General features: G+C 66.4%; 24 protein-coding genes. 14 read left to right on the top strand and 10 right to left on the bottom strand.

Annotated elements, in window-relative coordinates:
- The first annotated feature begins 2 nt into the window (after positions 1-2).
- From G432_RS03930 to G432_RS24020, 7 genes are all read left to right on the top strand, one after another.
- A complete protein-coding gene (locus G432_RS03930; RefSeq protein WP_015457522.1) occupies positions 3-788 on the top strand; it encodes a 3-hydroxybutyrate dehydrogenase in 786 nt (261 codons plus the stop codon).
- Positions 789-919: 131 nt separating this feature from the next.
- The gene (locus G432_RS03925) at positions 920-2,605 is read left to right on the top strand and encodes an N-acyl-D-amino-acid deacylase family protein (protein WP_015457521.1); all 1,686 of its coding nucleotides are present in this window, start codon (positions 920-922) and stop codon (positions 2,603-2,605) included.
- Between the two features lie 14 nt (positions 2,606-2,619).
- Positions 2,620-2,838: a hypothetical protein gene (locus G432_RS03920; RefSeq protein WP_015457520.1), complete on the top strand. Its 219-nt coding sequence runs from the start codon at positions 2,620-2,622 to the stop codon at positions 2,836-2,838.
- A 22-nt stretch (positions 2,839-2,860) separates the two neighbouring features.
- Positions 2,861-3,079 (top strand): hypothetical protein, encoded by a 219-nt coding sequence (locus G432_RS03915; protein WP_236626848.1) that lies wholly within the window; start codon positions 2,861-2,863, stop codon positions 3,077-3,079.
- Between the two features lie 24 nt (positions 3,080-3,103).
- A complete protein-coding gene (locus tag G432_RS03910; protein ID WP_015457518.1) occupies positions 3,104-3,937 on the top strand; it encodes a Coq4 family protein in 834 nt (277 codons plus the stop codon).
- 175 nt (positions 3,938-4,112) lie between these two features.
- The gene (locus G432_RS03905) at positions 4,113-4,508 is read left to right on the top strand and encodes a PRC-barrel domain-containing protein (RefSeq protein ID WP_015457517.1); all 396 of its coding nucleotides are present in this window, start codon (positions 4,113-4,115) and stop codon (positions 4,506-4,508) included.
- Between the two features lie 161 nt (positions 4,509-4,669).
- A complete protein-coding gene (locus tag G432_RS24020; RefSeq protein WP_015457516.1) occupies positions 4,670-5,428 on the top strand; it encodes a PEPxxWA-CTERM sorting domain-containing protein in 759 nt (252 codons plus the stop codon).
- 105 nt (positions 5,429-5,533) lie between these two features.
- Here G432_RS24020 and mfd read toward each other — a convergent pair whose 3' ends face one another.
- A complete protein-coding gene (gene mfd / locus G432_RS03895; RefSeq protein ID WP_015457515.1) occupies positions 5,534-9,010 on the bottom strand; it encodes a transcription-repair coupling factor in 3,477 nt (1,158 codons plus the stop codon).
- Positions 9,011-9,164: 154 nt separating this feature from the next.
- The gene (locus G432_RS03890) at positions 9,165-9,431 is read right to left on the bottom strand and encodes an FAD assembly factor SdhE (protein WP_015457514.1); all 267 of its coding nucleotides are present in this window, start codon (positions 9,429-9,431) and stop codon (positions 9,165-9,167) included.
- Between the two features lie 82 nt (positions 9,432-9,513).
- Here G432_RS03890 and recG point away from each other — a divergent pair, with 82 nt between their 5' ends.
- Positions 9,514-11,577: an ATP-dependent DNA helicase RecG gene (recG, locus tag G432_RS03885; protein WP_015457513.1), complete on the top strand. Its 2,064-nt coding sequence runs from the start codon at positions 9,514-9,516 to the stop codon at positions 11,575-11,577.
- A gap of 6 nt (positions 11,578-11,583) precedes the next feature.
- Here recG and G432_RS03880 read toward each other — a convergent pair whose 3' ends face one another.
- Positions 11,584-11,916, bottom strand: a complete 333-nt coding sequence (locus G432_RS03880; protein WP_015457512.1) for a hypothetical protein — start codon at positions 11,914-11,916, stop codon at positions 11,584-11,586.
- Between the two features lie 103 nt (positions 11,917-12,019).
- On the bottom strand, positions 12,020-13,249 hold the full coding sequence (gene tyrS / locus G432_RS03875) for a tyrosine--tRNA ligase (protein WP_015457511.1): 1,230 nt from the start codon (positions 13,247-13,249) through the stop codon (positions 12,020-12,022).
- Between the two features lie 225 nt (positions 13,250-13,474).
- Between tyrS and G432_RS03870 the strand changes: the two genes are divergently transcribed.
- From G432_RS03870 to G432_RS03860, 3 genes are all read left to right on the top strand, one after another.
- Positions 13,475-14,203, top strand: a complete 729-nt coding sequence (locus tag G432_RS03870) for an FkbM family methyltransferase (RefSeq protein WP_015457510.1) — start codon at positions 13,475-13,477, stop codon at positions 14,201-14,203.
- Between the two features lie 75 nt (positions 14,204-14,278).
- Positions 14,279-14,674, top strand: coding sequence for a hypothetical protein (locus G432_RS03865; RefSeq protein ID WP_236626847.1), 396 nt, complete (start codon positions 14,279-14,281; stop codon positions 14,672-14,674).
- Positions 14,671-15,774 carry an anhydro-N-acetylmuramic acid kinase gene (locus G432_RS03860; RefSeq protein WP_015457508.1) on the top strand — a complete coding sequence of 368 codons (1,104 nt, stop codon included), beginning with the start codon at positions 14,671-14,673 and terminating at the stop codon, positions 15,772-15,774. Before G432_RS03865 ends, G432_RS03860 begins: the two co-directional genes overlap by 4 nt.
- 251 nt (positions 15,775-16,025) lie before the next feature.
- On the opposite strand, the gene G432_RS23625 is transcribed toward G432_RS03860, so the two are convergent.
- Positions 16,026-16,166, bottom strand: a complete 141-nt coding sequence (locus G432_RS23625; RefSeq protein ID WP_015457506.1) for a hypothetical protein — start codon at positions 16,164-16,166, stop codon at positions 16,026-16,028.
- A 72-nt stretch (positions 16,167-16,238) separates the two neighbouring features.
- Positions 16,239-17,335 (bottom strand): IS3 family transposase gene (locus G432_RS22305; protein WP_443024284.1). Its coding sequence is split into 2 segments (ribosomal slippage): positions 16,239-17,171 and positions 17,174-17,335, totalling 1,095 coding nucleotides; the frame shifts between segments, so codons are not numbered across the junction.
- A 66-nt stretch (positions 17,336-17,401) separates the two neighbouring features.
- Between G432_RS22305 and G432_RS22300 the strand changes: the two genes are divergently transcribed.
- Positions 17,402-18,226 carry a DUF3800 domain-containing protein gene (locus tag G432_RS22300; protein ID WP_041864778.1) on the top strand — a complete coding sequence of 275 codons (825 nt, stop codon included), beginning with the start codon at positions 17,402-17,404 and terminating at the stop codon, positions 18,224-18,226.
- A gap of 551 nt (positions 18,227-18,777) precedes the next feature.
- Here G432_RS22300 and G432_RS03840 read toward each other — a convergent pair.
- From G432_RS03840 to G432_RS03830, 3 genes are read right to left on the bottom strand one after another with little or no spacing between them, the layout of a single operon-like run.
- Positions 18,778-19,158: a hypothetical protein gene (locus G432_RS03840; RefSeq protein ID WP_015457502.1), complete on the bottom strand. Its 381-nt coding sequence runs from the start codon at positions 19,156-19,158 to the stop codon at positions 18,778-18,780.
- A 16-nt stretch (positions 19,159-19,174) separates the two neighbouring features.
- A complete protein-coding gene (locus G432_RS03835) occupies positions 19,175-20,353 on the bottom strand; it encodes a vWA domain-containing protein (RefSeq protein WP_015457501.1) in 1,179 nt (392 codons plus the stop codon).
- A 3-nt stretch (positions 20,354-20,356) separates the two neighbouring features.
- Positions 20,357-21,259 (bottom strand): DUF817 domain-containing protein, encoded by a 903-nt coding sequence (locus G432_RS03830; protein WP_015457500.1) that lies wholly within the window; start codon positions 21,257-21,259, stop codon positions 20,357-20,359.
- A 55-nt stretch (positions 21,260-21,314) separates the two neighbouring features.
- On the opposite strand from G432_RS03830, the gene G432_RS03825 reads away from it, so the two are divergent.
- Positions 21,315-22,769: a methyl-accepting chemotaxis protein gene (locus tag G432_RS03825; RefSeq protein ID WP_015457499.1), complete on the top strand. Its 1,455-nt coding sequence runs from the start codon at positions 21,315-21,317 to the stop codon at positions 22,767-22,769.
- An 83-nt stretch (positions 22,770-22,852) separates the two neighbouring features.
- Positions 22,853-24,433, top strand: a complete 1,581-nt coding sequence (locus tag G432_RS03820) for a hypothetical protein (RefSeq protein ID WP_015457498.1) — start codon at positions 22,853-22,855, stop codon at positions 24,431-24,433.
- A gap of 7 nt (positions 24,434-24,440) precedes the next feature.
- On the opposite strand, the gene G432_RS03815 is transcribed toward G432_RS03820, so the two are convergent.
- The gene (locus G432_RS03815; protein ID WP_015457497.1) at positions 24,441-25,991 is read right to left on the bottom strand and encodes a M20/M25/M40 family metallo-hydrolase; all 1,551 of its coding nucleotides are present in this window, start codon (positions 25,989-25,991) and stop codon (positions 24,441-24,443) included.
- Positions 25,992-26,050: the final 59 nt, after the last annotated feature.

Here is a 26,050-nt window from a genome sequence, read left to right as displayed (position 1 = left end):
CCATGTTCCTGAAGGGCAAGACCGCGCTCGTCACCGGATCGACCTCGGGTATCGGTCTCGCTTATGCCAAGGCGCTGGCGGCCGAAGGGGCCAATGTCGTTATCAACGGCTTCGGCGATGCCGGCGCGATCGAGCAGGAGCGGCAGGCGCTGGCCGCCGCGAGCGGGGCGGGGGCCGCTTATTCGGCGGCCGACATGACGAGGCCCGAGGAGATCGTCGCGATGGTGGAGGAGGCCGCCCGGACCTTCGGCGGCGTCGATATCCTCATCAACAATGCGGGCGTGCAGCATGTCGCCCCGATCGAGGAATTCCCGCCGGAAAAATGGGATGCGATCATCGGGATCAACCTCAGCTCCGCCTTCCACACCATCCGCGCCGCGCTGCCGGGCATGAAGGCGCGCAAATGGGGGCGGATCATCAACACCGCGTCGGCCCACTCGCTCGTCGCCTCGCCGTTCAAGGCGGCCTATGTCGCCGCCAAGCATGGCCTCGCCGGCCTTACCAAGACGGTGGCGCTGGAAGCCGCGACAACGGGCGTGACGGCGAATTGCATCAGCCCCGGCTATGTTTGGACGCCGCTGGTCGAGAAGCAGATTCCCGATACGATGAAGGCGCGGAACATGACGCGCGAGCAGGTGATGAACGATGTGCTGCTGGCGGGGCAGCCGACCAAGCAGTTCGTGACGGCGGAGCAGGTGGCGGCGCTGGCCGTCTATCTCTGCACCGATGGCGCGGCTCAGGTCACCGGTGCCAACCTTTCGATCGACGGGGGGTGGACCGCCGCCTGACGGTGCTGCCGGAGGGCATGCGGACTCCCCTTGCCAAATAAGATGCAAACTGTATCGTAATCGACGGAACGACCGAGCGCGGCCCCGAGACCGCGCCGGTGATTCGTCGTCTCAAGGCAGAGGAAGCCGCAATGTCGCTCGATCTCATCATCCGGAATGCGCGTATCTGCGACGGTTCCGGCGGTCCCAGCTTCCACGGTGACGTGGGCGTGCGCGGCGGTCGCATCGTCGCGGTCGGCGATGTCGGCGGCGATGCCGTCGAGACGATCGACGCCAGGGGCCTGGTGGTGTCGCCCGGCTTCATCGATCCGCACACCCATTACGACGCCCAGCTGGTGTGGGACGGCTTTGCCCAGCCTGCGCTGGAGCATGGCGTGACGACGATCGTGCCGGGCAATTGCTCGCTCAGCCTCGCGCCGCTCCGCGCCGAGCATCGCGAGCTTCTGGGCGCCACCTTCCGCAAGATCGAGGAGATGCCGAAGAACGCCTTCGACGCCGGCCTCACCTGGAGCTGGGAGACGTTCGGCGAATATGTCGAGGCGATCCGCGGCCAGCTGGGCATCAACGTCGCGCCGCTCGTCGGCCACAGCCTGATCCGCCTGTGGGTGATGGGCGAGGCCGCGCGCGAGCGTGCCGCCACCGACGGCGAGATCGCCGACATGCAGCAGGCCCTGCGCGAATGCCTGGAGGCGGGCGCCGTGGGCCTGAGCGGATCGTGGGTCGATATCGATCATGAAAACCGGCCGGTGCCGGCCCGCCTGGCCGAGCCGAAGGAACTGGACGCGCTGTGCGCCGTGCTCGGCGAATATGGCGCGATCCTGCAGATCGTCCCCGAATTCTGGGATGCGGACCTGCTGTGCGCCCGGATCGACATCCTCGGCGATCTTTCGCGCAAGCATAATATCTCGACGACCTTCTCGCCGCTGTTCGACAGCAATGCCTCGCCGGAACTGTGCGGCATCGCGCTCGACCGCATCAAGCTGCAGACCGCCTATGGCGCGCGCGTCGTGCCGCAGATGCAGACCCGGCCGATCGACCTTTCCTTCGACCTGACGGCGCCGATGTCGACCTTCGCCACCCTGCCGACCTGGTGGGCGACGACGCTGATGACGCATGAGGAGAAGATCGCCGCGCTGCGCGACCCCGCCCATCGCGAGAAGCTGAAGGGCGAGATGGACAATTTCATGATGCCCATCGGCCTCCAGATCGATTTCGCCGATGCCTTCGTGAAGCGGCCGGGGCCGAACAGCGCGGACCTGGCCGGCCAGCGCATCGGCGACATCGCCAAGGCGCGCGGCTGCCACATCGCCGAGGCGATCATCGACATCGCGCTGGCGGACGACCTCCAGACCTCCTACGGCCTCGAGGCGCTGGGCCACAACAACACCGCCAAGATCGGCGATTTCCTGGCCGAGCCGCTGATCGGCATCGGCGCGGGCGACGGCGGCGCGCACGTCACCAACTTCTCCACCTATGGCGACACCGGCTTCCTGTTCAGCCAATATGTGCGCGGCCACAAGACCCTGTCGGTCGAGCAGGCGGTGCACAAGCTGACCCATGAGGTCGCCAGCCTGTGGGGCATCAGGGATCGCGGCCTGGTGAAGCCGGGCTATGCCGCCGATCTCGTCATCTTCGATCCCGAAGCGATCGATCGCGGGCCGGAAATCGCGGTCGACGACCTGCCGGCGCCGGGCTTCCGCTACATCCGCCGCGCCGAGGGGATCGAGCAGGTGTTCGTCAACGGCCGCCGCGCCTATAGCCGCGACGGCGGATACAGCAGCGATCGGGCCGGCGCGATCGTGCCGATGGCGGCCTGAGGGGAGCAAGAAACATGGCCAAGACCGTCAATATCCCGCCCGTCCGCAACTTCATCCAGCCCGTCCCCGGCGACGATTGGGCCAGCATCGCCGCGCGCGAGCTGCCGGGCACGCCGGCCGAGGAAGCGGTGGGCATGCTGCAGAGCTGGAACCTCTACGTCGCCTTCCGGCCCGGCGGCGGCGCGGTGACGCCATCGGACGTGATCTTCGTGGAGCCGCCGCGCGCGGCCTGAGACAGGATCGATGGGAACCGCCGTGCCCAGCATCGCATCCGTCCAGCTCACCTCCACCCATGACGGGGAGGCGGCGCTGGTGATCGAGCTGATGTTCGCCAATGGCGGCCGATCGAAGGTGCATATCAATGCCGAGGAAGCGGCCGACGTGATGGCCAAGGCGGGCGTGGCGAGCGCCGACGCGCTCGTCGGCCACCCCTGGACGGTGCTGCAGGTCCGCGACCCGAGCTTCATGGGCTGACACGATAAAAATCAGGAGAGGGCGATGAACAAGCCGATCGAGCTGAACAAGGAAGAATCCTCCTACCTCATGGGCGCGGCGGAGCCCGCCAAGTCCAGCGTGCTGATCAGCACGTCCAAATATCTCAACAATCCGCTGTTCCGCGATATCTATGCCCAGTTCGGCCTCAAGCGCGACGGCCACGATCTGCCGGCCGCCTATCTGATCCCCGAGCTGAGCCGCGCCTTCGGCGAGGTCACGGACTATGCCAGGGTGTTCGCGGCGCTCGAAGCGGAGAAGGCGCGCATCCCCGAATTCGCCGCCTGGCTGGACGAACGCTACATCTCCAACTTCACGGCGGAGCTGGTGGAAGGCCGGGCGCCCGGCACCCTTGGCGCGCTGATCCACGATTTCATCGTCAAGAGCGGCCTGGCGATCGACTTCATGTACAAGGACGAGCCGAAGAACGATTTCGACTTCCTGGTGAAGCGCCGCGTCCAGAATCACGATATCGAGCATATGGTGACGGGCCTCGATCCCAGCCCGGTGGGCGAGATCGCGCTGATCGCGGCCAATACGGTCGCCAATTCCAATTATTTCCAGGGCGATCTGGTGCATGAGCTGAACGCCTATGGATCCATCCTGACGGCGACATCGATCAGCCGCGCCGGCCTGCATTATCCCGATGTGCTGCCGACGCTGCTGGAGGGCCTTGCCCGTGGCTATGCCGTCGGCGCCAAGCAGAAGAAGCCGTTCTTCATGATCCGCTGGGAGGATTATCTCGACTGGCAGGTGTCGGATATCCGTGAGGAGTTCAATTTCCAGGACGGGCCGGAGCTTGGCGCCTGGGAATGGACCTACGACGCCTTCCGCGGCTGAAATCAGCCCTTTAGCCGCGACCCGGCATAGCGGAAAATGCCTTTCCGGCGGCCGGCGTCGCGTGCGCGGCGCTGGCCATCGGGCGGGCGAGGGTGCATAATCGATGGCCTGACCGGGCGGCTCCGGCAGGGAGTCGCCGCTGTTATGGGCGGGGGGCTTCCGAAGGAGGCTGGCCATGACAGACCAGATGATGACAGACCTGGCGATGGCGGCGGTGGCCGACGATGTGCGCGCGCACGAGCTGATATCGTCCGCGCGGGTCGAAGGAACGCCCGTCTACTCGCCCAAGGGCGAAAAGCTGGGCACCGTGCATTCGGTGATGATCCACAAGACGACCGGGCAGGTGGCCTATGCCGTCCTGCATTTCGGCGGCCTGCTGGGCATTGGCGGGCATGTCTACCCGATCCCGTGGGAACGGCTGCGCTACGATGCCGTCAGGCGCGGCTATGTGACGGGCATCACCAGGCAGGAAATCGAGGACGCGCCGAGCCTGGACCTCGACGACACCGACCGCATCCGCGAAAGCGAGACGCCGATGTATTCCTATTGGGACGCGAAACCCTATTGGTGACGGCGGGTCCTGTCGGCTGAACTGACACCGGCTCCGCCGGGCGGAGCCGTATTAACCATCGAGTGCCCGCATTTTGCGTGTTTTGCGCGGAACTGGCCCGGCCCCTGCTTCCCGTTCGCCGAATTTCCGGAAGGCATCCGGAACGAGCGAAAGGGGCATATATGATTTTGCGCAAACTGGGTCTGGCCGCGGCGGCGATGCTGATGGCGGCGGCGCCCGGCATGGCTTCCGCGGCCGAATTCACCTTCGGCCTGACGGGCAATACGCCGGACAACGGCCAGCGCGGCAACGTCCGCACCTTCACCGCGACCAACGGCGCGGAGACGCTTCAGGTCAAGGTGAGCGCCTGGTCCGCCAAGAAGACGGGCAACAGCTATTCGATCAGCGAAGCCTATCTCGGCGCCTATCCGCAGGGGCTGGGCGCGAGCGCGAAGAACGATACCAGCCATACCATCGACAATCAGGGCACCTTCGATTTCCTGGTGTTCCAGTTCGATCAGGCGGTGGAAGTGCAGAAGGCGACCTTCACCCCGTTCAGCGTTGGCGGATCGTCCGACAGCGATGCGACGATCGGCGTCGGCAATATCGATCTTTCCTTCGCCAGCGACGTGGATTTCGCCAATTGGGCGAGCGTAGCCAGCGTGTTCGGCCCGTTCGAGGAGAATGCCGGCGGATCGCGCACCTCCACCCGCGACATCAACCTGGCGAACGAGATCGGCAACCTGCTGTTCGTCGGCGCCAGCTTCAAGGATTTCGCCAAGTTCGATGGCTTCAAGCTTTCGGGCCTGGTGGTCGACACCATCGATCGCGTCGAAACCCCGGCGGTTCCCGAACCCGCGAGCTGGGCGATGATGATCGCGGGCTTCGGCCTTGTCGGCGGCACGATGCGCCGCCGCGCCGTCCGCTTCCAGCTTGCCTGAGGGCAGGGGCCGCCCGATCCGGAACCATTCCTGCCGGATCGGGCGGCCATGACGTGAAAGCCGAAAACGGGCCGGCGGGAGCGATCCGCCGGCCCGTTTTCGCGTTCAGCGAAGGATTTTCGCCAGGCCCCTGGAAAGCTGGAGCGCGCCGTTCAGCCGCGACTTCGCATCGGGCCAGGGGCGGGTGATGACCAGCTTGTTGTCCGGCCGCAGCTTGGCCGTGCCCTGCAGCCGCTGGGCATAGGCGATCAGCCCGGCCGGATCGGGGAAGCTGTCGTTGAAGAAGGTGACGAGCGCGCCGCGCGGGCCGGCATCCAGCTTGGCGACATGCGCCTTGCGGCAGTTGAGCTTGATCTGGATCACCGTCAGCAGGTTTTGCGTCGGTTCGGGCAGCTTGCCGAAACGGTCGATCAGCTCGGCGGCGAAGGCCTCGATCTCGTTGGCGGTCTCCAGCTCGTTCATCCGGCGATAGAGGCCCATGCGCAGGTCGAGATCGGGCACATATTCCTCGGGGATGAGGATCGGCGCGTCGACGTTGATTTGGGGCGAGAAGTCGCGCGCGGAAACCGCCGCCTCCCTGAGGCCGCCGGCCTTCGCCTCCATGATCGCGTCCTCGAGCATCGACTGGTAGAGTTCGAACCCCACCTCCTTGATATGGCCGGATTGCTCGTCGCCCAGCAGATTGCCCGCGCCGCGAATGTCGAGATCGTGGCTGGCGAGCTGGAAGCCCGCGCCCAGCGAATCGAGATCGGACAGCACGTGCAGGCGCTTCATCGCGGTTTCGGTGATGGTGCGCGTGGCGGGCGTGGTGAAATAGGCATAGGCCCGCGTCTTGGCCCGGCCCACGCGGCCCCGAAGCTGGTAGAGCTGCGCGAGGCCGAACCGGTCGGCGCGGTGGATGATGAGCGTGTTGGCGCTGGGAATGTCCAGCCCGCTTTCCACGATCGTGGTGGAAACCAGCACCTCGAACTTCTTGTCGTAGAAGGCGGACATCCGCTCTTCCACCTCGGTCGGGCTCATCTGGCCGTGGGCGACGACATAGCGGACCTCGGGCACCTCCTTGCGCAGGAAATCCTCGATATCGGGCAGGTCGTTGATGCGCGGCACCACGAAGAAGCTCTGCCCGCCGCGATAATGTTCGCGCAGCAGCGCCTCGCGCAGCACCACCGGGTCCCACGGCATCACATAGGTGCGCACCGCCAGCCGATCGACGGGCGGCGTCTGGATCACCGAAAGCTCGCGCAGGCCGGACATCGCCATCTGCAGGGTGCGCGGGATCGGCGTGGCGGTGAGGGTGAGGACGTGGACGTCCGCCTTCATCGCCTTCAGCCGTTCCTTGTGGGTGACGCCGAAGCGCTGCTCCTCGTCGACGATGACGAGGCCGAGGCGCTTGAACTCCACATTCTTCGCGATCACCGCATGGGTGCCGACCACGATGTCGATCGATCCGTCGGCCAGCCCTTCCTTGGTCCGCTTGGCCTCGGCCGCCGGCACCAGCCGGGAAAGCCGGCCGATATTGATCGGGAAGCCCTGGAAACGCTCGACGAAGTTGGTGAAGTGCTGGCGGGCGAGCAGGGTGGTCGGCACCACCACCGCCACCTGCATCCCTGCCATGGCCGCGACGAATGCCGCGCGCAGCGCCACTTCCGTCTTGCCGAAGCCGACATCGCCGCAGACCAGCCGGTCCATCGGCGTGCCCCTGGCGAGATCGTCCAGCACGTCGCCGATCGCGCGATCCTGATCGTCCGTTTCCTGATAGGGGAAGCGATCGACGAAGGCGGGGTAGCCGCCGGCATCGGGAAGCGCCACGTCCGCCGGGCGCAGCGCCCGCAAGGCGGCGGTGGCGATCAGCTCGCCCGCGATCTCGCGGATGCGCTCCTTCATCCGGGCCTTGCGCGCCTGCCAGGCGACGCCGCCCAGCTTGTCGAGCTGGACGCCCTCATTCTCCGCGCCGTAGCGGGAGAGGACGTCGATATTCTCGACCGGCACGTAAAGCTTGTCGCCGCCGGCATAGGTGAGCGCCACGCAATCGTGCGGGGACGTGCCGACCGGGATCGAGGTCAGCCCTTCATAGCGGCCGATGCCATGATCGGAATGGACCACGAGGTCGCCCGGCGAGAGCGTCGCCAGCTCGGCCATGAAGGCGTCGGCCGATTTCTTGCGCTTCGCCCGCCGCACCAGCCGGTCGCCCAGCATGTCCTGCTCGGTCAGGAGGGCGATGTCGGGCGTGGTGAAGCCGTGGTCGAGCGGCACGACGATCAGCGCGGTGGCGCCCTGCGCCGCCTTGCCCAGCGCATCCTGCCAGCTATCGGCCTCCGCCAGCCGATCCAGCCCGTGATCCTTCAGCAGGCCGCCCAGCCGTTCGCGCGCGCCGGCGGAATAGCTGGCGAGGATGACGCGCCGGCCGCCGCGCCGCTGCGCCTCGACATGCTCGGTCACGGCTTCGTAGACGTTCAGGTTCTGCGCGCGTTCGGGCGCGAAGTCGCGCGGGCCGTCCACGCCGAACTCCAGCACGTCGGCGCTTTCCGGCTCGTGGAAGGCGGTGACGAGGTGGATCGGCCGATCGGCGATGGCCGCCTGCCATTCCTCATTGTCGAGATAGAGCGCCCTGGCCGCGATCGGGCGGTAGCTGCCGGGATCGGCGGACTGGGCGCGCACGCGGTTGGCGTGATAATCCGCGATCGCTTCGAACCGGGCATCGGCGGCGCCCGCATCCCCGGCGTCGCGCACGATCACGTCATCGTCGGCGAGATGATCGAACAGGGTGGAAAGCCGGTCCTCCAGGAAGGGCAGCCAATGTTCCATCCCCGCCAGCCGGCGCCCCTCCGATATCGCCTGGTAGAGCGGATCGCCCGTCGCCGTGGCGCCGAACGCCTCGCGATAGCGGGTGCGGAAGCGCTTGATGCTCTCCTCGTCCAGCAGCGCCTCGGATGCCGGCAGCAGCGTGAAGCCGTCGATCCGGTCCACCGTGCGCTGGTCGGCGGGGTCGAAGCGGCGGACGCTTTCGATCTCGTCGCCGAAGAAGTCGAGCCGCAGCGCCAGATCCTCGCCCGACGGGAAAAGATCGAGCAGGCTGCCGCGCACCGCGAATTCGCCGGCATCGGCCACCGTATCGGTGCGGACATAGCCGTTGGCCTGCAGCAGCACGGCCAGCGCATCGCGATCGATCCGTTCGCCGGGGGCGAGCCGGGCGACGAGCTGGCGGATGCGGAAGGGGGTGAGGGTGCGCTGGGTGGCGGCGTTCACCGTCGTCACCAGCAATTGCGGGCGATCGGCCTTGCGCTGCAAGGCGTGGAGCGTCGCCAGCCGCTGCGACGTCGCCCGCAGCGACGGCGAGGCGCGGTCATAGGGCAGGCAATCCCAGGCGGGGAAGGCCAGCACCTCGATCTCGGGCGCGAAATAGGTGGCGGCATCGGTCAGCCCGCGCATCGCGGCATCATCGGGGGTGATGAACACCGTCCGCCCGCCGCGCGCGGCGGCGGCCCGGGCAAGATCGGCCAGCAGCCAGGGCAGGAAGCCCTGGGCCACGCCGGCAAGCGTAAGCGGGCGATCGGCCTTCAGGATGCGGTGGAGATCGGTCATGCGTGAAATGGTCTATCCGTATCGTGCCGCGTCAGCCCCGCGAAGGGAGGAATCCGCTGACGCCGAGGTTCGACGCCGACGCTGCGATTTTCCCGGAGCCGTCGCGTCCATGGATTCCCGCCCTCGCGGGAATGACGAATGCCGGATCCCGCCGTCACTTCTCCACCGGGATATAATCCAGCTGCCGCAGCCGATCCATCATCGGCCCCTGCCATTGCGGCGGAACCGGCTGGCTGCCGAGCGCCCAGGCCATGATATCCACGTCCTGCTCCTCCAGCAGCGTTTCGAACCAGTCGATCTCGGCATCGGACCAGCCGGCCGCCAACTGATCGAAATAACCGCCGACCAGCAGATCGGCCTCCTTGGTGCCGCGATGCCAGGCGCGGAAGCGCAGGCGCTTGAGGCGGGTGTCTCGATCCATGGACTCGGCTTCCGTGCAATGGGCATCCGGCCCGCGGGCGCTGGCGCACCTGCCGGCTGGAGGATATGGGTTGTCCTCTACTATGCGCCCCGACATTCTCAACCCGTTGTTCGCCGAAGTGGAAGCGTTGAAGGGCGTAGGCCCCGCGCTGATGAAACCGTTGCGCAAGCTCGGCCTGGAACGCGCGGTGGACATATTGTTCCACCTTCCCGTCACCTGGATCGATCGCAAGGCGGTGCCGCTGCTCGATCCGCAGGATGCCGGCAAGGTGATCGTGGTGGAGGTGACGCCGGCCGATTATCGCGCCACCGGCTCCGCCCGCGCGCCCTTCCGGGTCCAGGCGCAGGATCGCGCCGGCCAGCGGATCAGCCTGGTCTATTTCGGGCGCAGTTCGGGCTGGGCGCGCAAATTGTTCCCGCTGGGCGAGCCGCGCACCATTTCCGGCAAGCTGGAGCTTTACGGGCAGGAGATGCAGATGATCCACCCGGATCATGTGATCGCGCCCGGCGAGCCGGTGGACCTGCCGGCGCGCGAGCCGGTCTATCGCCTGTCCGAAGGGCTGGCCAACCGGCGGATGGGGCAATTGGCGGAGCAGGCGCTGAGCCGCGCGCCCGACCTTGCCGAATGGATCGAGCCGGGGCTGCTGGCCCGGCGGCAATGGCCCGGCTGGCGCGATGCGCTGGCCCGCGTCCACGCCGACCCCGCCGATACGCTGGCGCGCGAACGGCTGGCCTATGACGAGATCTTCGCCAACCAGCTCGCCCTGATGCTGGTGCGCGCCTCCTCCCGCCGCCGCCGGGGGCTGCCGCTGGTGGGCGACGGGCGGCTGCGGGCGGCGCTGAAGCTGCCTTATGCCCCGACCGGCGCGCAGCGGCGGACGATCGCGGAGATAGAGGGCGACCTGGCCCAGGCCACGCCGATGGTGCGGCTGCTGCAGGGCGATGTCGGCGCCGGCAAGACGCTGGTGGCGCTGATGGCGCTGCTGGCGGCGGTGGAGGCGGGAACCCAGGGCGCGCTGCTCGCCCCGACCGAGATATTGGCGCGGCAGCATTATGAGACGCTGAGCCGCCAGCTCGCCGGCCTTCCCGTCAATGTCGCGATCCTGACCGGGCGGGAAAAGGGCCGCGCCCGCGAAAGCGTGCTGATGGGGCTGGCGGACGGATCGATCCATATCCTGATCGGCACGCATGCGATCTTCCAGCAGGGCGTAAGCTACAAGCGCCTCGGCCTCGCGGTGATCGACGAGCAGCATCGCTTCGGCGTCGCCCAGCGGATGATGCTGGCGGCCAAGGCGGAGGTGCCGCCGCATCTGCTGGTGATGACGGCCACGCCGATCCCGCGCACGCTGACGCTGAGCCATTATGGCGAGATGGATGTCAGCCGGCTCGACGAGATGCCGCCCGGCCGCCAGCCGATCGAGACGCGGGTGATGTCCGACGCGCGGCTGGACGAGATCGTCGATGCGCTCGGCCGCCACATGGCGGGCGGGGGCCAGGCCTATTGGGTCTGCCCGCTGGTCGAGGAGAGCGAAATATCCGACCAGGCGGCGGCCGAGGCCCGCGCGGCGGACCTCAGGCAGCGCTTCGGCGATCGGGTGGGGCTGGTGCACGGCCGGATGAAGGGGCCGGAGAAGGATGCGGTGATGGCCGCCTTCCAGCGCGGCGACATCGGCGTGCTGGTGGCCACCACCGTGATCGAGGTGGGCGTGGACGTGCCGAACGCCACGCTGATCGTGATCGAGGGCGCGGACAGGTTCGGCCTGGCCCAGCTCCACCAGCTTCGCGGCCGGGTGGGGCGCGGGGAGGGGCGGTCCATCTGCCTGCTGTTGCGCGGCCGCACGCCGGGCGAGACGGCGCGCGCGCGGCTGGCCCTGATGCGCGAGACCAATGACGGCTTCCGCATCGCCGAGGAGGACCTGAAGCTGCGCGGTGCCGGCGAGATATTGGGCACGCGGCAATCGGGCGAGGCGGAGATGCGGCTGGCCGATCCCGAGCAGGTTTCCCAGCTTATCGATACCGCCACGGCGGACGCGCGCCTGCTGGTGGATCGCGACGGCGGGCTGGAAGGCGATCGCGGCCGCGCGGCGCGGGTGGCGCTTTATCTTTTCGAGCGGGATGCGGCGGTGGGGCTGCTGCGATCGGGCTGAGGCGGATCAGCCTTCGGGATTATCCAGCGTTTCAAAGAGGATGCGATATTCCTCCGCATCCATGGCGGGGCGGAATTCCGCGCCGATGCGATTGCCGAGCGCCCAGGCGACGCGGGCGCGCCGTTCGCTGCCGTCCGGCAGGCGGATATCGACGCTGGCTTCCTGCGCGACGATGGCGGCCATGCGCGCCATGAAGCCGAAGCGGGAGATGTTGATGATTTCCGCCGGGATTTCCTGCGATCCGGGCAGGCGGATGGTGGTGCGCAGGAACACATCGTCGCGCGCGACGCGGCGTTTCTCCACTTCGAAGAGATGACGCGCGAGTCCCTGTGAAGCCATGACACCTGCCCCGGAAATACAGGCTTCAAGCTGAACCCCGGCGGTTAATCACCCGACAACGCAGGTGGTTAATGCGACGAAGCGAGGGAAGCGCGCCTTCCCGTCAGCCTGCCGTCAGGACGCCATGATGCTTCTTGCCGGAGGAGATGCGCACCGGATCGGCCCCGACCGAGACGACGAGCGCCTCGTCCGTCACCTTCTCGCCATCCACGCGCGCGCCGCCGCCCTTGATGAGGCGGCGGGCCTCGCCCTTGGAGGCGGCGAGGCCGAGCCCGACCAGCGCATCGACGATCGCGATCGATCCGCCCGCCACCGCGAAGCTGGGGAGCGCATCGCCGGCGGCCCCTTCCTCGAAGGTGCGGCGCGCGGTTTCGGCGGCCTGCGCCGCGGCCTCGGCCCCCCGGCACAAGGCGGTCGCGGCATTGGCGAGGACGATCTTGGCCTCGTTGATCTCGGCGCCCTGGAGCGCGGCCAGCCGGTCGATCTCGTCGAGCGGCAGATCGGTGAACAGGCGCAGGCGGGAGGCGACGTCGCGATCGTCGGTATTCCGCCAGAACTGCCAGTAATCGAAATGGGAAAGCTGATCCTCGTTCAGCCACACGGCGCCGCCCACCGTCTTGCCCATCTTGGTGCCATCGGCATTGGTGAGGAGCGGGGTGGTAAGGCCGAAGACCTGGGTGCCGTCCACGCGGCGGGCAAGCTCCACCCCGTTGACGATATTGCCCCACTGATCGGACCCGCCCATCTGCAGGCGGCAGCCGACGCGGCGCGAAAGCTCCAGGAAATCATAGGCCTGGAGGATCATGTAATTGAATTCGAGGAAGCTGAGCGACTGTTCGCGATCGAGCCTGAGCTTGACGGAATCGAAGCTGAGCATCCGGTTGACCGAGAAATGCTGGCCGATGTCCCGCAGGAAGGGGATATATTCCAGCCGGTCCAGCCATTCGGCATTGTCGACCATGATCGCGTCGCTCGGGCCGTCGCCGAAGGTGAGGAAGCGTTCGAACACGCGCCGGATCGACGCGACATTGGCGGCGATCGTCTCGGTCGTCAGCAGGCTGCGCGCCTCGTCCTTGAAGCTGGGATCGCCGATCTTGCCGGTGCCGCCGCCCATCACCACGATGGGCTTGTGGCCCGCGCGCTGCAACTGGCGCAGCATCATGATCGAGACGAGATGGCCGACATGCAGCGACGGCGCCGTCGGATCGAAGCCGATATAGCCCGGCACGACCTGGCGCGCGGCAAGGGCATCGAGCCCCGCCGCATCGGTGAGCTGGTGGATGTAGCCCCGGCTATCGAGGAGGCGCAGCAGATCGGAAGCATATTCGGTCATGGCGCGCGGGCATCTAGCACGCGAAAATGGCCGAGGGTAGCGCCAAGAGCGGCTTCGCCGTCCTGCCCGCGCGGCCGCCCGTGCGACCGGGATACTATCCGAAAGGGGTAATCCAAAAGAGGGGATATTCGGCCGGCGGATATCGTTGTGAATTATCGCCCGCCGCTCCGCATCGTCCGGATGGGACGGTGCGTCCTGTTCCGCAAACCATGGCCGGGGAAGCCGATGCTGAAGCGTATTGCCGCCAGCCTGGGGCACAGGGCGATCGCCGCCGGGGCGCATGTGCCGGACGTCGCCTCGTTCCGCGCCTTCGACCAGCAGGCGCGGACGATGCGGCTGATCCGCAAGCTGGACATCAACCTGGTGCTGGACGTGGGGGCCAATCGCGGCTTCTGGTCCCAGCATCTGCGCCAGTCCGGCTATACGGGCGCGATCATGACGTTCGAGCCGCTGGCCGCCAACGCGCCCGCCATCGCCGCCAAGCGGAACGGCGATCCGAACTGGCACGCCATGGCCTGCGCGCTGGGGAAGGAAGACGGCACCGCCGACTTCAACATGATCGTGACGGGTGAGGATGACGAGACGGTGCTCAGCTCCTTCCTGCCGCTGAAGGGCAAGGGATCGCGCACGCAGGTGGAAACGGTGGAGGTGAAGCGGCTGGACGGCTTCCTGCCGATGATCCGCGAGATCGTGCCCGACGCGCGCATCTTCCTGAAGATGGACACGCAGGGATTCGACGCCAATGTCGTGGCCGGCGCCGGCGCGCTGATCGATCAGGTGCGGCTGCTCCAGTCTGAGGTATCGGTGGTGCCGCTCTATGAAGGCATGGTCCATTATACCGATTCGCTGAGCGAATATGAGAAATTGGGCTTCCGGCTGGCCGACCTGTTCGTCGTCAACCGCATGCCCGACGGCACCGTGCTGGAATATGATTGCCTGATGATGCGCGGCTGATCTTTCCGCTTTCCAGGGTTCCGGGGTTTCGGATTGACGCCCGAGACCCGATATCGTCCATGATCGATGCGGATCATGGAGCGGGAGCAGGACGTGCTGGGCGAATGGATGGCGAAGGCGCGGAGCTGGACCTGGCGGGACGTGGCGGATGCCGCGCTCACCATCGCGCTGGCGCCTGTCGCCATTCCCATCGCGCTGATCGTCAGGCTGACCGAACGGCCGATGGAGCGTTCCGCCGAGGAGGTGGCCCATTATCTGCGCGCGGCCTTTGCCGGCGAGGATGCGCAGGGCTGGGACTGGGCCGATTTCATCGGCATCCGCATCGCCGATCGCGAGCTTGAGGATATCCGTGCGCGCGCCGCCAGGCTCGCCTTGCCGCTGACGGCGGAGGGTGCGATGGAGATGCGTTTCCTGCTGGCCCGCGCCGAACGCGCGGCCCGGCGCGACCATCCGGAGAGGTTCGATTCATGAGCGATGTCGTGCTGGCGGTCGGCCTGATGTCCGGCACGTCGCTGGATGGCGTGGACGCGGCGCTGATCGAGACGGACGGCGAGGCGCATGTCCGGCCGCTGGCCTTCCGGGGGGAGCCTTATTCCGAAGCGGCGCGCGCCACCCTGCGCGCGGCGACCGAGCTGGCCCTCGCCTTCGACAGCCCGCGCCCCAATCCCGAGATACTGGCGGCCGAGGATCTCGTCACCCGCAGCCATATATTGGCGGTGCGCAAGCTGCTGGTCGATGCGCAGATATCGCCGGCGGACGTGGCGGTGATCGGCTTCCACGGCCAGACGATCGCCCACCGGCCCGATCGCGGCTGGACCTGGCAGATAGGCGACGGGCCGGCCATGGCGGCGGCGCTGGGCATCAGCGTGGTGAACGACCTGCGCAGCGCCGATGTCGCGGCCGGCGGGCAGGGGGCGCCGCTGCTTCCGGTCTATCACCGCGCGCTGGCCGCCGGGGAGGCCAAGCCGCTGGCGATCCTGAACCTGGGCGGCGTCGGCAACATCACCTGGATCGGCGAGGCGGAAGGCGACCTGATCGCCTTCGACACCGGCCCGGCCAACGGCCTGATCGACGACTGGATGGAACGCCATGCCGGGCGGCCCTATGACGAGAACGGGGCCTTCGCCGCGACCGGCCGGGTGGACGAGGCGGTGCTGAAGGGCATGCTCGCCAATCCCTGGTTCGACCAGCCGCCGCCCAAGTCGCTCGATCGATCGGATTTCGCGCTGGATGCCGTGGCGGGGCTCTCGCCGGCCGATGGCGCCACCACGCTGACCGCCTTCACCGCGCTCACCGTCGAGCGCGGGCTGCGGTTGCTGCCGTCGGCGCCGAAGCGGCTGATCGTGGCCGGCGGCGGGCGCCACAATGCCACGCTGATGGCGATGCTGGGCGAAGCCTGCGGATTGAGGCCCGAGCCGATCGAGGCGCTCGGCTGGAACGGCGACGCCACCGAGGCGGAAGGCTTCGCCTATATGGCGGTGCGCAGCCTGAAGGGACGGCCGATCAGCTTCCCGGGCACCACCGGCGCGCCCGAGGCGTTGGCCGGAGGCGTGCTGCACAAGGCGGCATAAATAAAGGCGATTGTGTAGTTTACAAACCACGCGGAAAGATTAGCTGCCCAATCGTGGCGATGGCTGATGCCAAAGTCAGGAAGCCGATGAACATCGCCGTGAGCCAAAAGCGGACTGGCTGGTCAGATCGACGCCCGGACATCGTAAAAGAGGGTTGCGGAAATTTCATGCTGCCAGTCCGGAAGCCTCGGACCAACAACCAGCCAAATCCGACTGCACAGATAAACGAGATGATGGGGCCGTAAACGGCCTCACTCACCCGGCTTCTCCGCCGGCTTGTGCTTCATGACCTTCGCCAGCCTCTCCTTGAAACGTGTTTCGTCGTCGTCCGTCTCCAGCGCGCGGGCTGCTTCCTTGAACTTGTCGAGTTGGCTCTGTTTCGTTCCCGACATGACTGTGATATTCCTGAAGGATTATGGACTACGGATATATTGCATATGACGTGCTCCCCTTTTCTCCTCCACTCATAAGTAGAGTCCGGGGTTGCCAGGGTGCCCTGGCGGGTTGGGTTGTGCAACCCGCCCGGCAGCATTGGCGGGCGTCAGCCCGCCTATCCCGCTATGCGGCCGCACGTAGTTGTAGTCGTCGCGCCATGCCCGCAGCACCGACCGCGCATGGCTGAGGGACGCGAACAGCGTCTCGTTCAGGCATTCGTCGCGCAAGCGACCATTAAAGCTCTCGACGTAGCCGTTCTGCTGCGGCTTGCCCGGCGCGATATAGTGCCACTCGATCCCCCGGTCCTGCGCCCAACGCAGGATCGCGAGGCTGGTCAGTTCCGTGCCGTTGTCGCTCACGATCATCAGCGGCTTGCCGCGAACCGCGATGATCGCATCGAGCTCGCGCGCCACACGAGCACCCGACAGCGACGTATCGACCACCAGCGCGAGGTTCTCCCGCGTGAAGTCGTCCACCACCGCAAGGATACGGATACGCCGGCTGCACACCAGCGTGTCGCTCACGAAGTCCAGGCTCCAACGCTGGTTCGGACCTTGCGGTAACGTCATCGGTGCTCGCGTGCCCATCGCTCGCTTGCGGCCCCGCCGGCGCCGCACACGCAAGTTCTCCTCGCGATATAGCCGCAGCAGCTTCTTGTGGTTCATCACGATGCCCTCGCGGGCCAGCATGGTCCCCAGCCGCCGGTAGCCGAACCGGCGACGTTCAAGCGCGATCTCGCGAAGACGCGACCGCAGGTCGCCATCATCACCACGCCGATGCGCATAGCGCATCGACGATCGATCCACGCCAAGGATGGCACAGGCCCGACGCTCGCTGATGCCGAAGGCCTGCCGAACATCCTCGACAGCCCTTCGACGAGCGGCAGGCCCGAGGCGCTGCACGGCACCTACCGGCTGCGCAAGGCGCTGGGTGAGGGGCTTTGGGCGGAGATGCTTCCCGGGCAGCTTGATGGCGACACGTCCATGCCGCCATACGTCGCCTTCCACTTGTAGAATGTCGCACTGCTCACGCCGTGCTTGCGGCACACATCCCCCGTCTTCGAACCGGCCTCCTGCTCCCGCAAGATCCCGATAATCTGCTCCTCGGTGAACCTGCTGCGCTTCATCGTCGTCCTCCTTCATGAAGGACTCTAGCTCAGACTGGCGGAGTTTCAGGGGAGCACGTCACATACATCGATGAAGCCGGCGACCCTGGCCTAACCAAGGTCCGCCCAATTGATGAAAATGGCGCGTCAGAATGGCTGATACTGAGTGCCGTCGTTATGAAGGCCCAACGAGAGGCTAACGTTGTCGATTGGATAGATAAGATCAGGACCGACATAGGGGTAACGCAAAGGCGGTTTCTTCATTTCCGCGATCTGTCACCTACTCGTAAAATGGCCGCTTCCAACGCGATCGCGGGGCTGCCGTTGAGAGCGTTTGCGATATGCTCGAACAAGAAAAACATGCGCGGCTATGAAAATCGAAAGGCAGCTAAAATCCCTTCGCAGCAATGGTTCTACAACTGGTGCATCAGGCTTTTGTTAGAACGAGTGACGGCGTTCTGTGAATCTAGAACGATGAAGGACTATGGTGAGCATAAGCTGGTAAAAATTGAATTTTCGCGTCGCGGAGGCCATCATTACAGCCAAACCAGAGCCTACCAATACTATCTTGGGTTCCAGCAGGAGGGCGACAAAATTTATTTGCAGAAGCGCCAGCCTGTGACGAAAATGCTCCATACAGATCTGATGGAAGATCATCCGCACTACAGCCGGGCGGGGCTCCAGCTGGCGGACGCCGTAGCCAGCGCGTTTTACCAAGCGTCAGATTTCTTAGGCCCGGGCACTTGGGATGCTGCGCCGTCTAAGGCGCTCCAGCCTATTATGGCGAAAGAGAATGGCAGCGCCCGCGACTTTGGTGTGGCGCTCTTTCCGACCCCGGCTTGGAAAGCTGAATTGCTAGCAGAGCAAAAGGACGTGTTTCTCCACTACGGCTATGATTTCAGCAGATGGTAAGTTGGTAGGCCCCGGCCCCGTTTGTCCAGACTGCTTTTAGGCCACCATCCGATGGGCGACCGTCACTCTAGTTGCGACCCGTCCGTTACTCGGATCACTGGGGTTGTTCCGGCGTATCCTACCGTATGCCAGATCGCATAAAGAAATCTTTATGTCAAGGATTCATCCTGCGAATCCATGAAGTTAAGGCTAAGCTGTTGATCGAATCCCGTTTTTTTGCGCAGTGACGGTGGAAATGGCAATGCCATCTGGATCGGCGACGATCCAAACTTCGCGCGCTGGTGCTGGCTCGGCGCGACGCCGGGTGGCGCGTGATCTGGCGCGCGCAGCTTCCGGTCTGAGGCGGATCGAGAAGCGGGGTGCGGGCGCGGGCGACGCCCAGAAAGCTTCGTCGCTCCGGACTTGATCCGAGGCCATCGCGCGACGAATGCCGGAGCCAGGACCTTAGAGCTCCGGCGCTTGTCGCACGGTGGACCTCGGACCAAGCCCGGGGTGATGTGAAGGATGAATGTCGGGCCGTTCCCGGACGGCTTCCGATCCGGTATTGGCGGTTATTTCCGCGCGGTGGCGGGCTTGGCCGGCGGCACCCGGCATGCCGGCAGCTTCAGCGTCGCGGCTTCCTTGCAGTCGCGCACCTGCACCGTGCCGTCGGGGCCGATATAGACGGCCTTGTCGCCGCCCGGATTGCAGCGCGCCACCCACATCACCAGATTCTTATATTGCTGCTGTTTCGCGCTCCATTCCACGCGCTTGCAATATTGCCCCGAATCCAGGATCGCGCGGCGGAGCGCCGCATGGCGCTGCAATTCGCTGAGGCTGGCCAGGCGATCGCTGAAGGCGTTGGGCGGCGTCTTGATCTGCTGCTGCGCGGCCGCGGGGGCGGTGATCGCGCCGATCATGGCGATCAGCAGCGGCAGGCGGGCGATGGTCATCTTGGGCTCCATGAATTCAGGATTTGCGGCTGAGCGCCCGCATCGCATCGTCCAGCCCCTCGAGGGTGAGGGGATACATGCGGTCGCCCATCAGCTCGCGGAGGATGCGGGTGGACTGGGAATAGCCCCAATGTTCCTCGGGCGTCGGGTTCAGCCACGCGGCGGCGGGATAGGTGCTGGTGATGCGGTGCATCCACACATGTCCCGCCTCCTCGTTATAATGCTCCACCGATCCGCCGGGATGGGTGATCTCATAAGGGCTCATCGCCGCGTCGCCGACGAAGACCAGCTTATAATCATGCCCATATTTGTGGAGGATATCCCAGGTCGGAATCCGTTCCGCGAAGCGACGGCGGTTGTCCTTCCACACGCCTTCATACAGGCAGTTGTGGAAGTAGAAGAATTCCAGATTCTTGAATTCGGCGGTGGCGGCGGAGAACAGCTCCTCGCACAGCTTGATATGCGGGTCCATCGATCCGCCGACGTCCAGGAACAGCAGCAGCTTCACCGCATTGTGCCGTTCGGGCCGCATCTGCACGTCCAGCCAGCCCTTGCGCGCAGTGCCGTTGATCGTGGCGTCGAGGTCGAGCTCGTCGGCGGCGCCCTCCCGCGCGAAGCGGCGCAGCCGGCGTAGCGCCACCTTGATGTTGCGGGTGCCAAGCTCACGCGTGGAATCGAGGTTGCGGAACTCGCGCTTGTCCCACACCTTCACCGCGCGCTTGTGGCGGCTCTCGCCGCCGATGCGCACGCCTTCGGGATTGTAGCCGCTATTGCCGTAAGGGGAGGTGCCGCCGGTGCCGATCCACTTGCTGCCGCCCTGGTGCCGGCCCTCCTGCTCCTCGAGCCGCTTCTTCAGCGTCTCCATGATCTCTTCCCAGGAACCGAGCGACTTGATCTCCTCCATCTGCTCGGGCGTCAGATAAAGCTCGGCGACCTTGCGCAGCCATTCCTCGGGCAGCTCGGCCTCGGCGGTGCCATATCCGCCCTCTATGCCCTTGAAGACCTTGGCGAACACCTGGTCGAACCGATCGAGCAGCCCTTCGTCCTTCACGAAGACGGCGCGGGCCAGATAATAGAATTCCTCCGGCCGCCGCGCGATCACGTCGCGCTCCAGCGCCTCGAGCAGCACCAGATGCTCCTTGATCGAGGCCGGAATGCCGGCGGAGCGCAGCTCATCCAGGAAAGAGAAGAACATGCCCTAGCCTTGCCGCGCCCGCGGCCGATGGACAAGCGAAACGAGCACGAAGCTGATGATCATCAGCAGATACCATGCGCCAAGCTTGGCAGGGGACACCATCGTCCAGCCTCCTGCCTGATCGGGATAAACCCAGGCGCGGCTGAAGGTTGCCAGATTTTCCGCGAACCAGATGAACAAGGCGACCAGCAGGAAACCGACGAGCAGGGGCATCGGTCGCGCGGCACGATGCGGGGTGAACCAGATCATGGTCCGGCCGAAGATCAGCGCCGTGGCTGCGAACAGGGCGAGCCGGATATCCGGCAGCCAATGGTGGGTGAAGAAGTTGGCATATATCGCCCCCGCCAGCGCGATCGTCTGCCATCGTGGCGGATAATGATCGAAGCGGAAATCGAATATGCGCCAGATGCGGGCGATATAGCTGCCGACCGCCGCATACATGAAGCCGGAAAACAGGGGAACTCCGCCGATCCGCAGAAAGCTGGTTTCGGGATAGGTCCATGATCCGGCGGTCGTCTTGAACAATTCCATGACGGTGCCGACGACGTGAAAAGCGAGGATCACCTTCGCCTCTTCCAGATTTTCAAGGCGCAGCGCGAGCATGCCGATCTGGATGAGGATGGCCGCGATGGTCAGAAAGTCGTATCGCGCGATCGGGGCGTGATCCGGATAGAACAGATGGGTGCCCAACAGCAGCGCGAGCAGAAGCCCGCCGAAAAGGCAGGCCCAGCCTTGCTTGAAGCCGAACAGCAGGAATTCGTAGACGTGAGCCGGCCATCCCCGGCGCGGCTCGATCCGTTCCAGCCGGAGCCGGATCTGCGCGAAACGCGTGGCTCCGCGCCCGGACGGGGCAGCATCGAGTGGATGTAAATGGATTTCGGAAGGGTGATCGGGCAGGTCGGCCATTCGCTTTCCTATCGCCCAAATCGCACGCCGGGCCAGAGTTTACCGCAATTTTACCATGGCCATCGATAGGTTGCCGCACTGCATCAACGGATGCGGCATCCGGGGCGTGGGGGCCAAATTGCTGGCGAGGCTGGGGACGGACGAGCATCTGGCGCGGCTGGGCGAGCGGTGCGGCGATTTTGCGTTGCAGTGCAGCGACGTCGCGGGCTTCGTCGCCCAGGTCAACCAGCGGATCGAGGACGATCATGGCCGGCTGGAATCGCTGCGCGCCAGTGTCGCCCGGCTCAACGCCTCGCAGCAGGAGGCCGATGACGCCGCCGTCGAGATCCGCCGCGTTGCCCGGCACGCGACCGACCTGATCCGCACCAGCCATGACGACGCGGTGGCGGCGCTCGACGAGATTGGCGGGCTGATCGATCATGTCGTGGCCGTGGGGGACGAGCTTGAAGGCTTCACCCGCGCCATCGAGCATGTGGCGGCGATTTCCGGCCAGCTCGACGCCATCGCCCGGCAGACGGGCATGCTGGCGATCAACGCGACGATCGAGGCGGCGCGCGCCGGCCATGCCGCGAGCGGCTTTGCCGCGGTGGCGGGCGAGGTGAAGCGGCTGGCCGGCAGCGCGCGCAGCGCCACGGCCGCCGTGCGGGACGGCATCGAACGGCTCGACGGCAGCGCGCGGCGCGTGATCGGGGGGATGCGATCGGGCACGGAGCGCGGCCGCGTCGCGCGCAGCCGCACGGGCGACATCAGCGGCGCGCTGCGGGCGATCGCCGCGCTGGTAACCCAGTTCGACGAGCGATCCGCCGCGATCGAGCGGGCCGGGCGCGAGGTTACTGGCCATGTCGCGACGCTGGATGCCGGGCTGGAGGATTTCCTGCTGCGCGGGACCGAGAATGCCAGCGCGCTCGCCCGCACCCGGCAGCGGCTGGACGAGCTGGAAGCGGCCTCCAACCGGATGCTGGATCAGGTGGCGCACAGCGGCATCGCCACGCCCGACCAGCCGTTCATCGCCATGGCGCGGGAGGCGGCGGCGGGCGTGGAGACCGCGATCGCGGCGGCGCTGGCGGAGGGCGCCCTGGCCGAGGCCGATCTTTTCGACACCGCTTATGCCGCGATCCCCGGCAGCGATCCGCCGCAATTCCTGACGCGCTTCGTGCCCTTCGCCGACGCCGCGATCCGCCCGCTGCTGGATGCGGCGACGGCCCGGCACTCCGCTATCGTCGGCTGCTGCCTGATCGATCGCAACGGCCACCTGCCCACGCATATCTCGACGCGGAGCCAGCCGCAGCGGGCCGGCGATCGCCGCTGGAACCTGGAGAATGCCCGCAACCGCCAGATCTTCATGGATCATCAGACCCGCGACGCGCTCGACCGCGAGGGCGACTGGTTCCTCTACACTTATCGGCAGGATCTGGGGGAGGGGCGCTATCGGCCGCTGCGCAGCGTGTTCGTGCCGCTGCGCTTCGCGGGCCGGCGCTGGGGCTGTTATGAGCTGGGCTATCTGATCTAGCGCCACCCCGAGATTATGGGCATCCTCATCCATCGGGCGTGACGGGCAAAAAGCCGCATCGCGCGCCCGGGAGGGGGGCTGATATGCGCAAGCGCTGGATCGGGCTGGGCGTGCTGGGGGCGGCATTGGCCGCGCCATTCCTGTTTCTGGCGATCGCCAATCGCGAGCATGTGGCGGCGCGGCCCATCGCCGGGCAATCGACCGCGCCCGCCATCTGGGACAGCGCGTTTCAGCCCTCGCCGGTGCCGGGCTTCGTGCCGGCCCTGCCGGGGCTGCCGCCGCCCGGCCGATCGCCGATGCATGGCGATGGCTACCAATCCGATACCCATCCGGTGAGCGGGCCGTTCGGCCCCGGCCTCGAGGTGCGCACCCGCACCGCCGGCACATGGCTGCCACGGCTCTGCGCCACCTTCGTCTTCCGTTCGGACGGCAAGCCGGTGGCGATGTGCGGCGGCGTCACCGGCTTCCGCCTCGTCCTCCTCGATCCAGCGAGCCTGGACGCGCTCGCCACCTATGACCTGCCGATGCGGCCCAGCACCTTCCAGGCGCTGGTGCGGCGCGACATGGACGTGATCTTCGGGGATTCTTCGGGCGGGGCCTATCTGTTCCTCGACGACAAGGACCGGATCGTGCTGGCCGACAGCCGGCAGGTCATCCAGCGCATCGCCACCGTGCGCGACGGCAAGGACTGGCGCTTCGTGCCCGAGAACCGCTGGGACATGACGCCGCACGTTCCGCACGACTGCCAGAATTACGACAATTGGTCCCCGTCCGGCGAATGCGACATGATAACCACCGTCATGCCGGGGCCGGACGGGCGGCTCTGGTGGGTGACGCGGCAGGGGCGGATCGGCACGCTCGATCCCGCGACCGGCAAGGTCGCGCAGACGCGGCTGGCGGGCGAGGAGATACAGAATGCCTTCGCGGTCGACGATCGCGCCGCCTATATCGTCAGCGATCACGCCCAATATGCGCTGACCGCCGGCGCGGACGGCCGGCCGCGCATCCTCTGGCGCCATCCTTATGATCGCGGCGGCGGCCGCAAGGTGGGCAGCATCAACCAGGGCAGCGGAACGACGCCGACATTGATCGGCGATCGCTACGTCACCTTCGCGGACAATGCCGATCCGCGCATCAACATCGTCGTGCTGCGGCGGGGCGTGCTGAAGCCGGGGGAGGCGCGGGAGATATGCCGCGTGCCGGTCTTCACCCCCGGCGCCAGCGCCACGGACAATTCGATGATCGGCTGGGGACGATCGATCATCCTGGAAAACAATGCCGGCTTTTCCAACGGCTTCAGCCAGAAGGACTGGGGCGCGATCGAAGGCGGCATCGTCCGCGTCGATATCCGCGAGGACGAAAGCGGCTGCGATATCGTCTGGACATCGCCGCTGGTGTCGCCGTCCGTGGTCCCCAAGCTCGCGACCGGGAACGGCATCGCCTATTTCTACGGCTTCGATGCAGCGCCCGGCGGCGGGCAGGACTGGTCGATCGTCGGCCTCGATTTCCGCACCGGCCGGCAGGTGGTGAAGATACCGACCGGCCATGGCGGCGCGTTCAACAATAATTGGGGATCGATCGCGCTGGCGCCGGACGGGACGCTCTACGTGGCCGCGATGCGCGGGCTGATCCAGGTGCGCCGCACCGGCCGGCCCGCGCATTGAGGCGGGATCAGCCCACCGCCGCGATCTCGTAGAGGAAATCGACGAAGCCCATCGCCGCATCGTCCATGCCGGCGATCTTGGGGTTGGTGCTTTCGATCACGAAATATTCGTCCGGCGCATGCGCCCCGCTGCCATGGCCCAGGCCGAACTGGCCGGCGGGCAGGCCGACCGGCTGGCCGGTGAAGACCACGCCCGGCCACGACCCGGCAAGGCGGGGATAGACAGTGGTGGGCACCTTGTTGCGGGCATAGACCGCAAGCTCCGCCTTGACGAGCTTGCTGTCCTCGGCCGTCTCGGTCGGGTCGTAGCCGCCGGAAACCGCCATCTCGACATCCTGGAAGCCATGCTTGTCCAGATGGGCGCGGATCTTGGCGACGGCCTCGTCCTTGGTCTGGTTGGGCACGATGCGGCAATCGATCTTGGCGACGGCGCGGCCGGGAAGCACCGTCTTGCCGCCGGGGCCTGTATAGCCCGAAACCAGCCCTTCGATGTTGATCGTCGGCACGGCGGCGAGCCGCTCCAGCGCCTGCTGCCAGGGCAGATCGCCGATCCAGCGCTCGACCCCCAGCGCGCGCTTGGCGTCCGCCTCGCTCATCGTCCGCCCGGCCTCGGCGATCAGCGCCTTCTCGCGCGCCGTCAGCGGGCGGACATTGTCCATATAGCCGTCGACGACGGGCATGTTGCCGTCGGGCGTAACGAGCGTGGAGAGTGCGGCGACCAGCCGCCAGGCGGGGCTGTCCACGCGGGCCTTCTCGCTGGAATGGATGTCCCTGGCGGGGCCGCGCCCCCATTTTTCGCCGGAGGCGATCAGCTCGAACTCGATCACGCCCTTGGCGCCGAGGTTCACCGCCACGCCGCCGGTGCTGGGGCTTTGCCAGCCGGTCGGGATGATGACGCCGACGCACTTCTTCATCGCCGCCAGCACGTCCGGCCGGTGGACGATCTCGCTGAAATGGGGCGATCCGATCTCCTCCTCGCCCTCGGCGACGAGGACGAGGTTGACCGGCAGCTTGCGGCCGGCCGCGCGCAAGGCGTGGAGCGCGGCGAGGAAGGTCGCTTCCGGCCCCTTCTGGTTCACGGCGCCGCGGCCCATGATGACCTTGCCGAAGCCGGCCTTGTCGATCAGCCGCGCCTCCACCGGCGGCACCGACCATTCGGCGGGATCATATTGCTTCACGTCATACATGAAGTAGATGCCCATCCACTTTTTCGCGCCGGCATCGAGCGTGGCGAACACGCCAGGATGGCCGCTGGTGGGCACGCGCTCGACATGCTGGAAGCCGGCATCGCGGGCGAGCGCCATCATGTGCGCGCAGCCTTTTTCCATGTCGCGATTCTCGGCGGCAATGGAGGGGAGGCGTATCCAGTCTTGAAGGAGCTGCACGGCGTGGTCGTGGCCGGCGGCCACCGCCTTGCGGATCGCCGCGAGATCGCCGCTTTCCGCGAGCGCCGCGCCGGGGGCGAACAGCGCCGCGCCCGCCGCCGCGCCGCGCAGCACCGCGCGCCTGTCCGCCAGATTCATCCGGCCGAGATGATCCGCCTGGAAGTCCTTCGCCATGACTCGCCCCCTCTTTTCAATGATTTCGGCATTAGATCGCGGATTTGGCGCGGCGGCAA

Origin of the sequence: Sphingomonas sp. MM-1 (assembly GCF_000347675.2) — a bacterium.
Lineage (GTDB): Bacteria > Pseudomonadota > Alphaproteobacteria > Sphingomonadales > Sphingomonadaceae > Sphingomonas_E > Sphingomonas_E fennica.
Note: the sequence above shows the minus strand (reverse complement) of the source record. Positions and strands in the feature narration are given on the sequence as shown.

Excerpts from the sequence above, each read along its gene's own strand:
- G432_RS03930 (WP_015457522.1), top strand. The coding sequence starts at position 3 with ATGTTCCTGAAGGGCAAGACCGCGCTCGTCACCGGATCGACCTCGGGT.
- G432_RS03925 (WP_015457521.1), top strand. The coding sequence starts at position 920 with ATGTCGCTCGATCTCATCATCCGGAATGCGCGTATCTGCGACGGTTCC.
- G432_RS03920 (WP_015457520.1), top strand. The coding sequence starts at position 2,620 with ATGGCCAAGACCGTCAATATCCCGCCCGTCCGCAACTTCATCCAGCCC.
- G432_RS03910 (WP_015457518.1), top strand. The coding sequence starts at position 3,104 with ATGAACAAGCCGATCGAGCTGAACAAGGAAGAATCCTCCTACCTCATG.
- G432_RS03905 (WP_015457517.1), top strand. The coding sequence starts at position 4,113 with ATGACAGACCAGATGATGACAGACCTGGCGATGGCGGCGGTGGCCGAC.
- G432_RS24020 (WP_015457516.1), top strand. The coding sequence starts at position 4,670 with ATGATTTTGCGCAAACTGGGTCTGGCCGCGGCGGCGATGCTGATGGCG.
- mfd (WP_015457515.1), bottom strand. The coding sequence starts at position 9,010 with ATGACCGATCTCCACCGCATCCTGAAGGCCGATCGCCCGCTTACGCTT.
- G432_RS03890 (WP_015457514.1), bottom strand. The coding sequence starts at position 9,431 with ATGGATCGAGACACCCGCCTCAAGCGCCTGCGCTTCCGCGCCTGGCAT.
- recG (WP_015457513.1), top strand. The coding sequence starts at position 9,514 with ATGCGCCCCGACATTCTCAACCCGTTGTTCGCCGAAGTGGAAGCGTTG.
- G432_RS03880 (WP_015457512.1), bottom strand. The coding sequence starts at position 11,916 with ATGGCTTCACAGGGACTCGCGCGTCATCTCTTCGAAGTGGAGAAACGC.
- tyrS (WP_015457511.1), bottom strand. The coding sequence starts at position 13,249 with ATGACCGAATATGCTTCCGATCTGCTGCGCCTCCTCGATAGCCGGGGC.
- G432_RS03870 (WP_015457510.1), top strand. The coding sequence starts at position 13,475 with ATGCTGAAGCGTATTGCCGCCAGCCTGGGGCACAGGGCGATCGCCGCC.
- G432_RS03865 (WP_236626847.1), top strand. The coding sequence starts at position 14,279 with ATGGAGCGGGAGCAGGACGTGCTGGGCGAATGGATGGCGAAGGCGCGG.
- G432_RS03860 (WP_015457508.1), top strand. The coding sequence starts at position 14,671 with ATGAGCGATGTCGTGCTGGCGGTCGGCCTGATGTCCGGCACGTCGCTG.
- G432_RS23625 (WP_015457506.1), bottom strand. The coding sequence starts at position 16,166 with ATGTCGGGAACGAAACAGAGCCAACTCGACAAGTTCAAGGAAGCAGCC.
- G432_RS03840 (WP_015457502.1), bottom strand. The coding sequence starts at position 19,158 with ATGACCATCGCCCGCCTGCCGCTGCTGATCGCCATGATCGGCGCGATC.
- G432_RS03835 (WP_015457501.1), bottom strand. The coding sequence starts at position 20,353 with ATGTTCTTCTCTTTCCTGGATGAGCTGCGCTCCGCCGGCATTCCGGCC.
- G432_RS03830 (WP_015457500.1), bottom strand. The coding sequence starts at position 21,259 with ATGGCCGACCTGCCCGATCACCCTTCCGAAATCCATTTACATCCACTC.
- G432_RS03825 (WP_015457499.1), top strand. The coding sequence starts at position 21,315 with ATGGCCATCGATAGGTTGCCGCACTGCATCAACGGATGCGGCATCCGG.
- G432_RS03820 (WP_015457498.1), top strand. The coding sequence starts at position 22,853 with ATGCGCAAGCGCTGGATCGGGCTGGGCGTGCTGGGGGCGGCATTGGCC.
- G432_RS03815 (WP_015457497.1), bottom strand. The coding sequence starts at position 25,991 with ATGGCGAAGGACTTCCAGGCGGATCATCTCGGCCGGATGAATCTGGCG.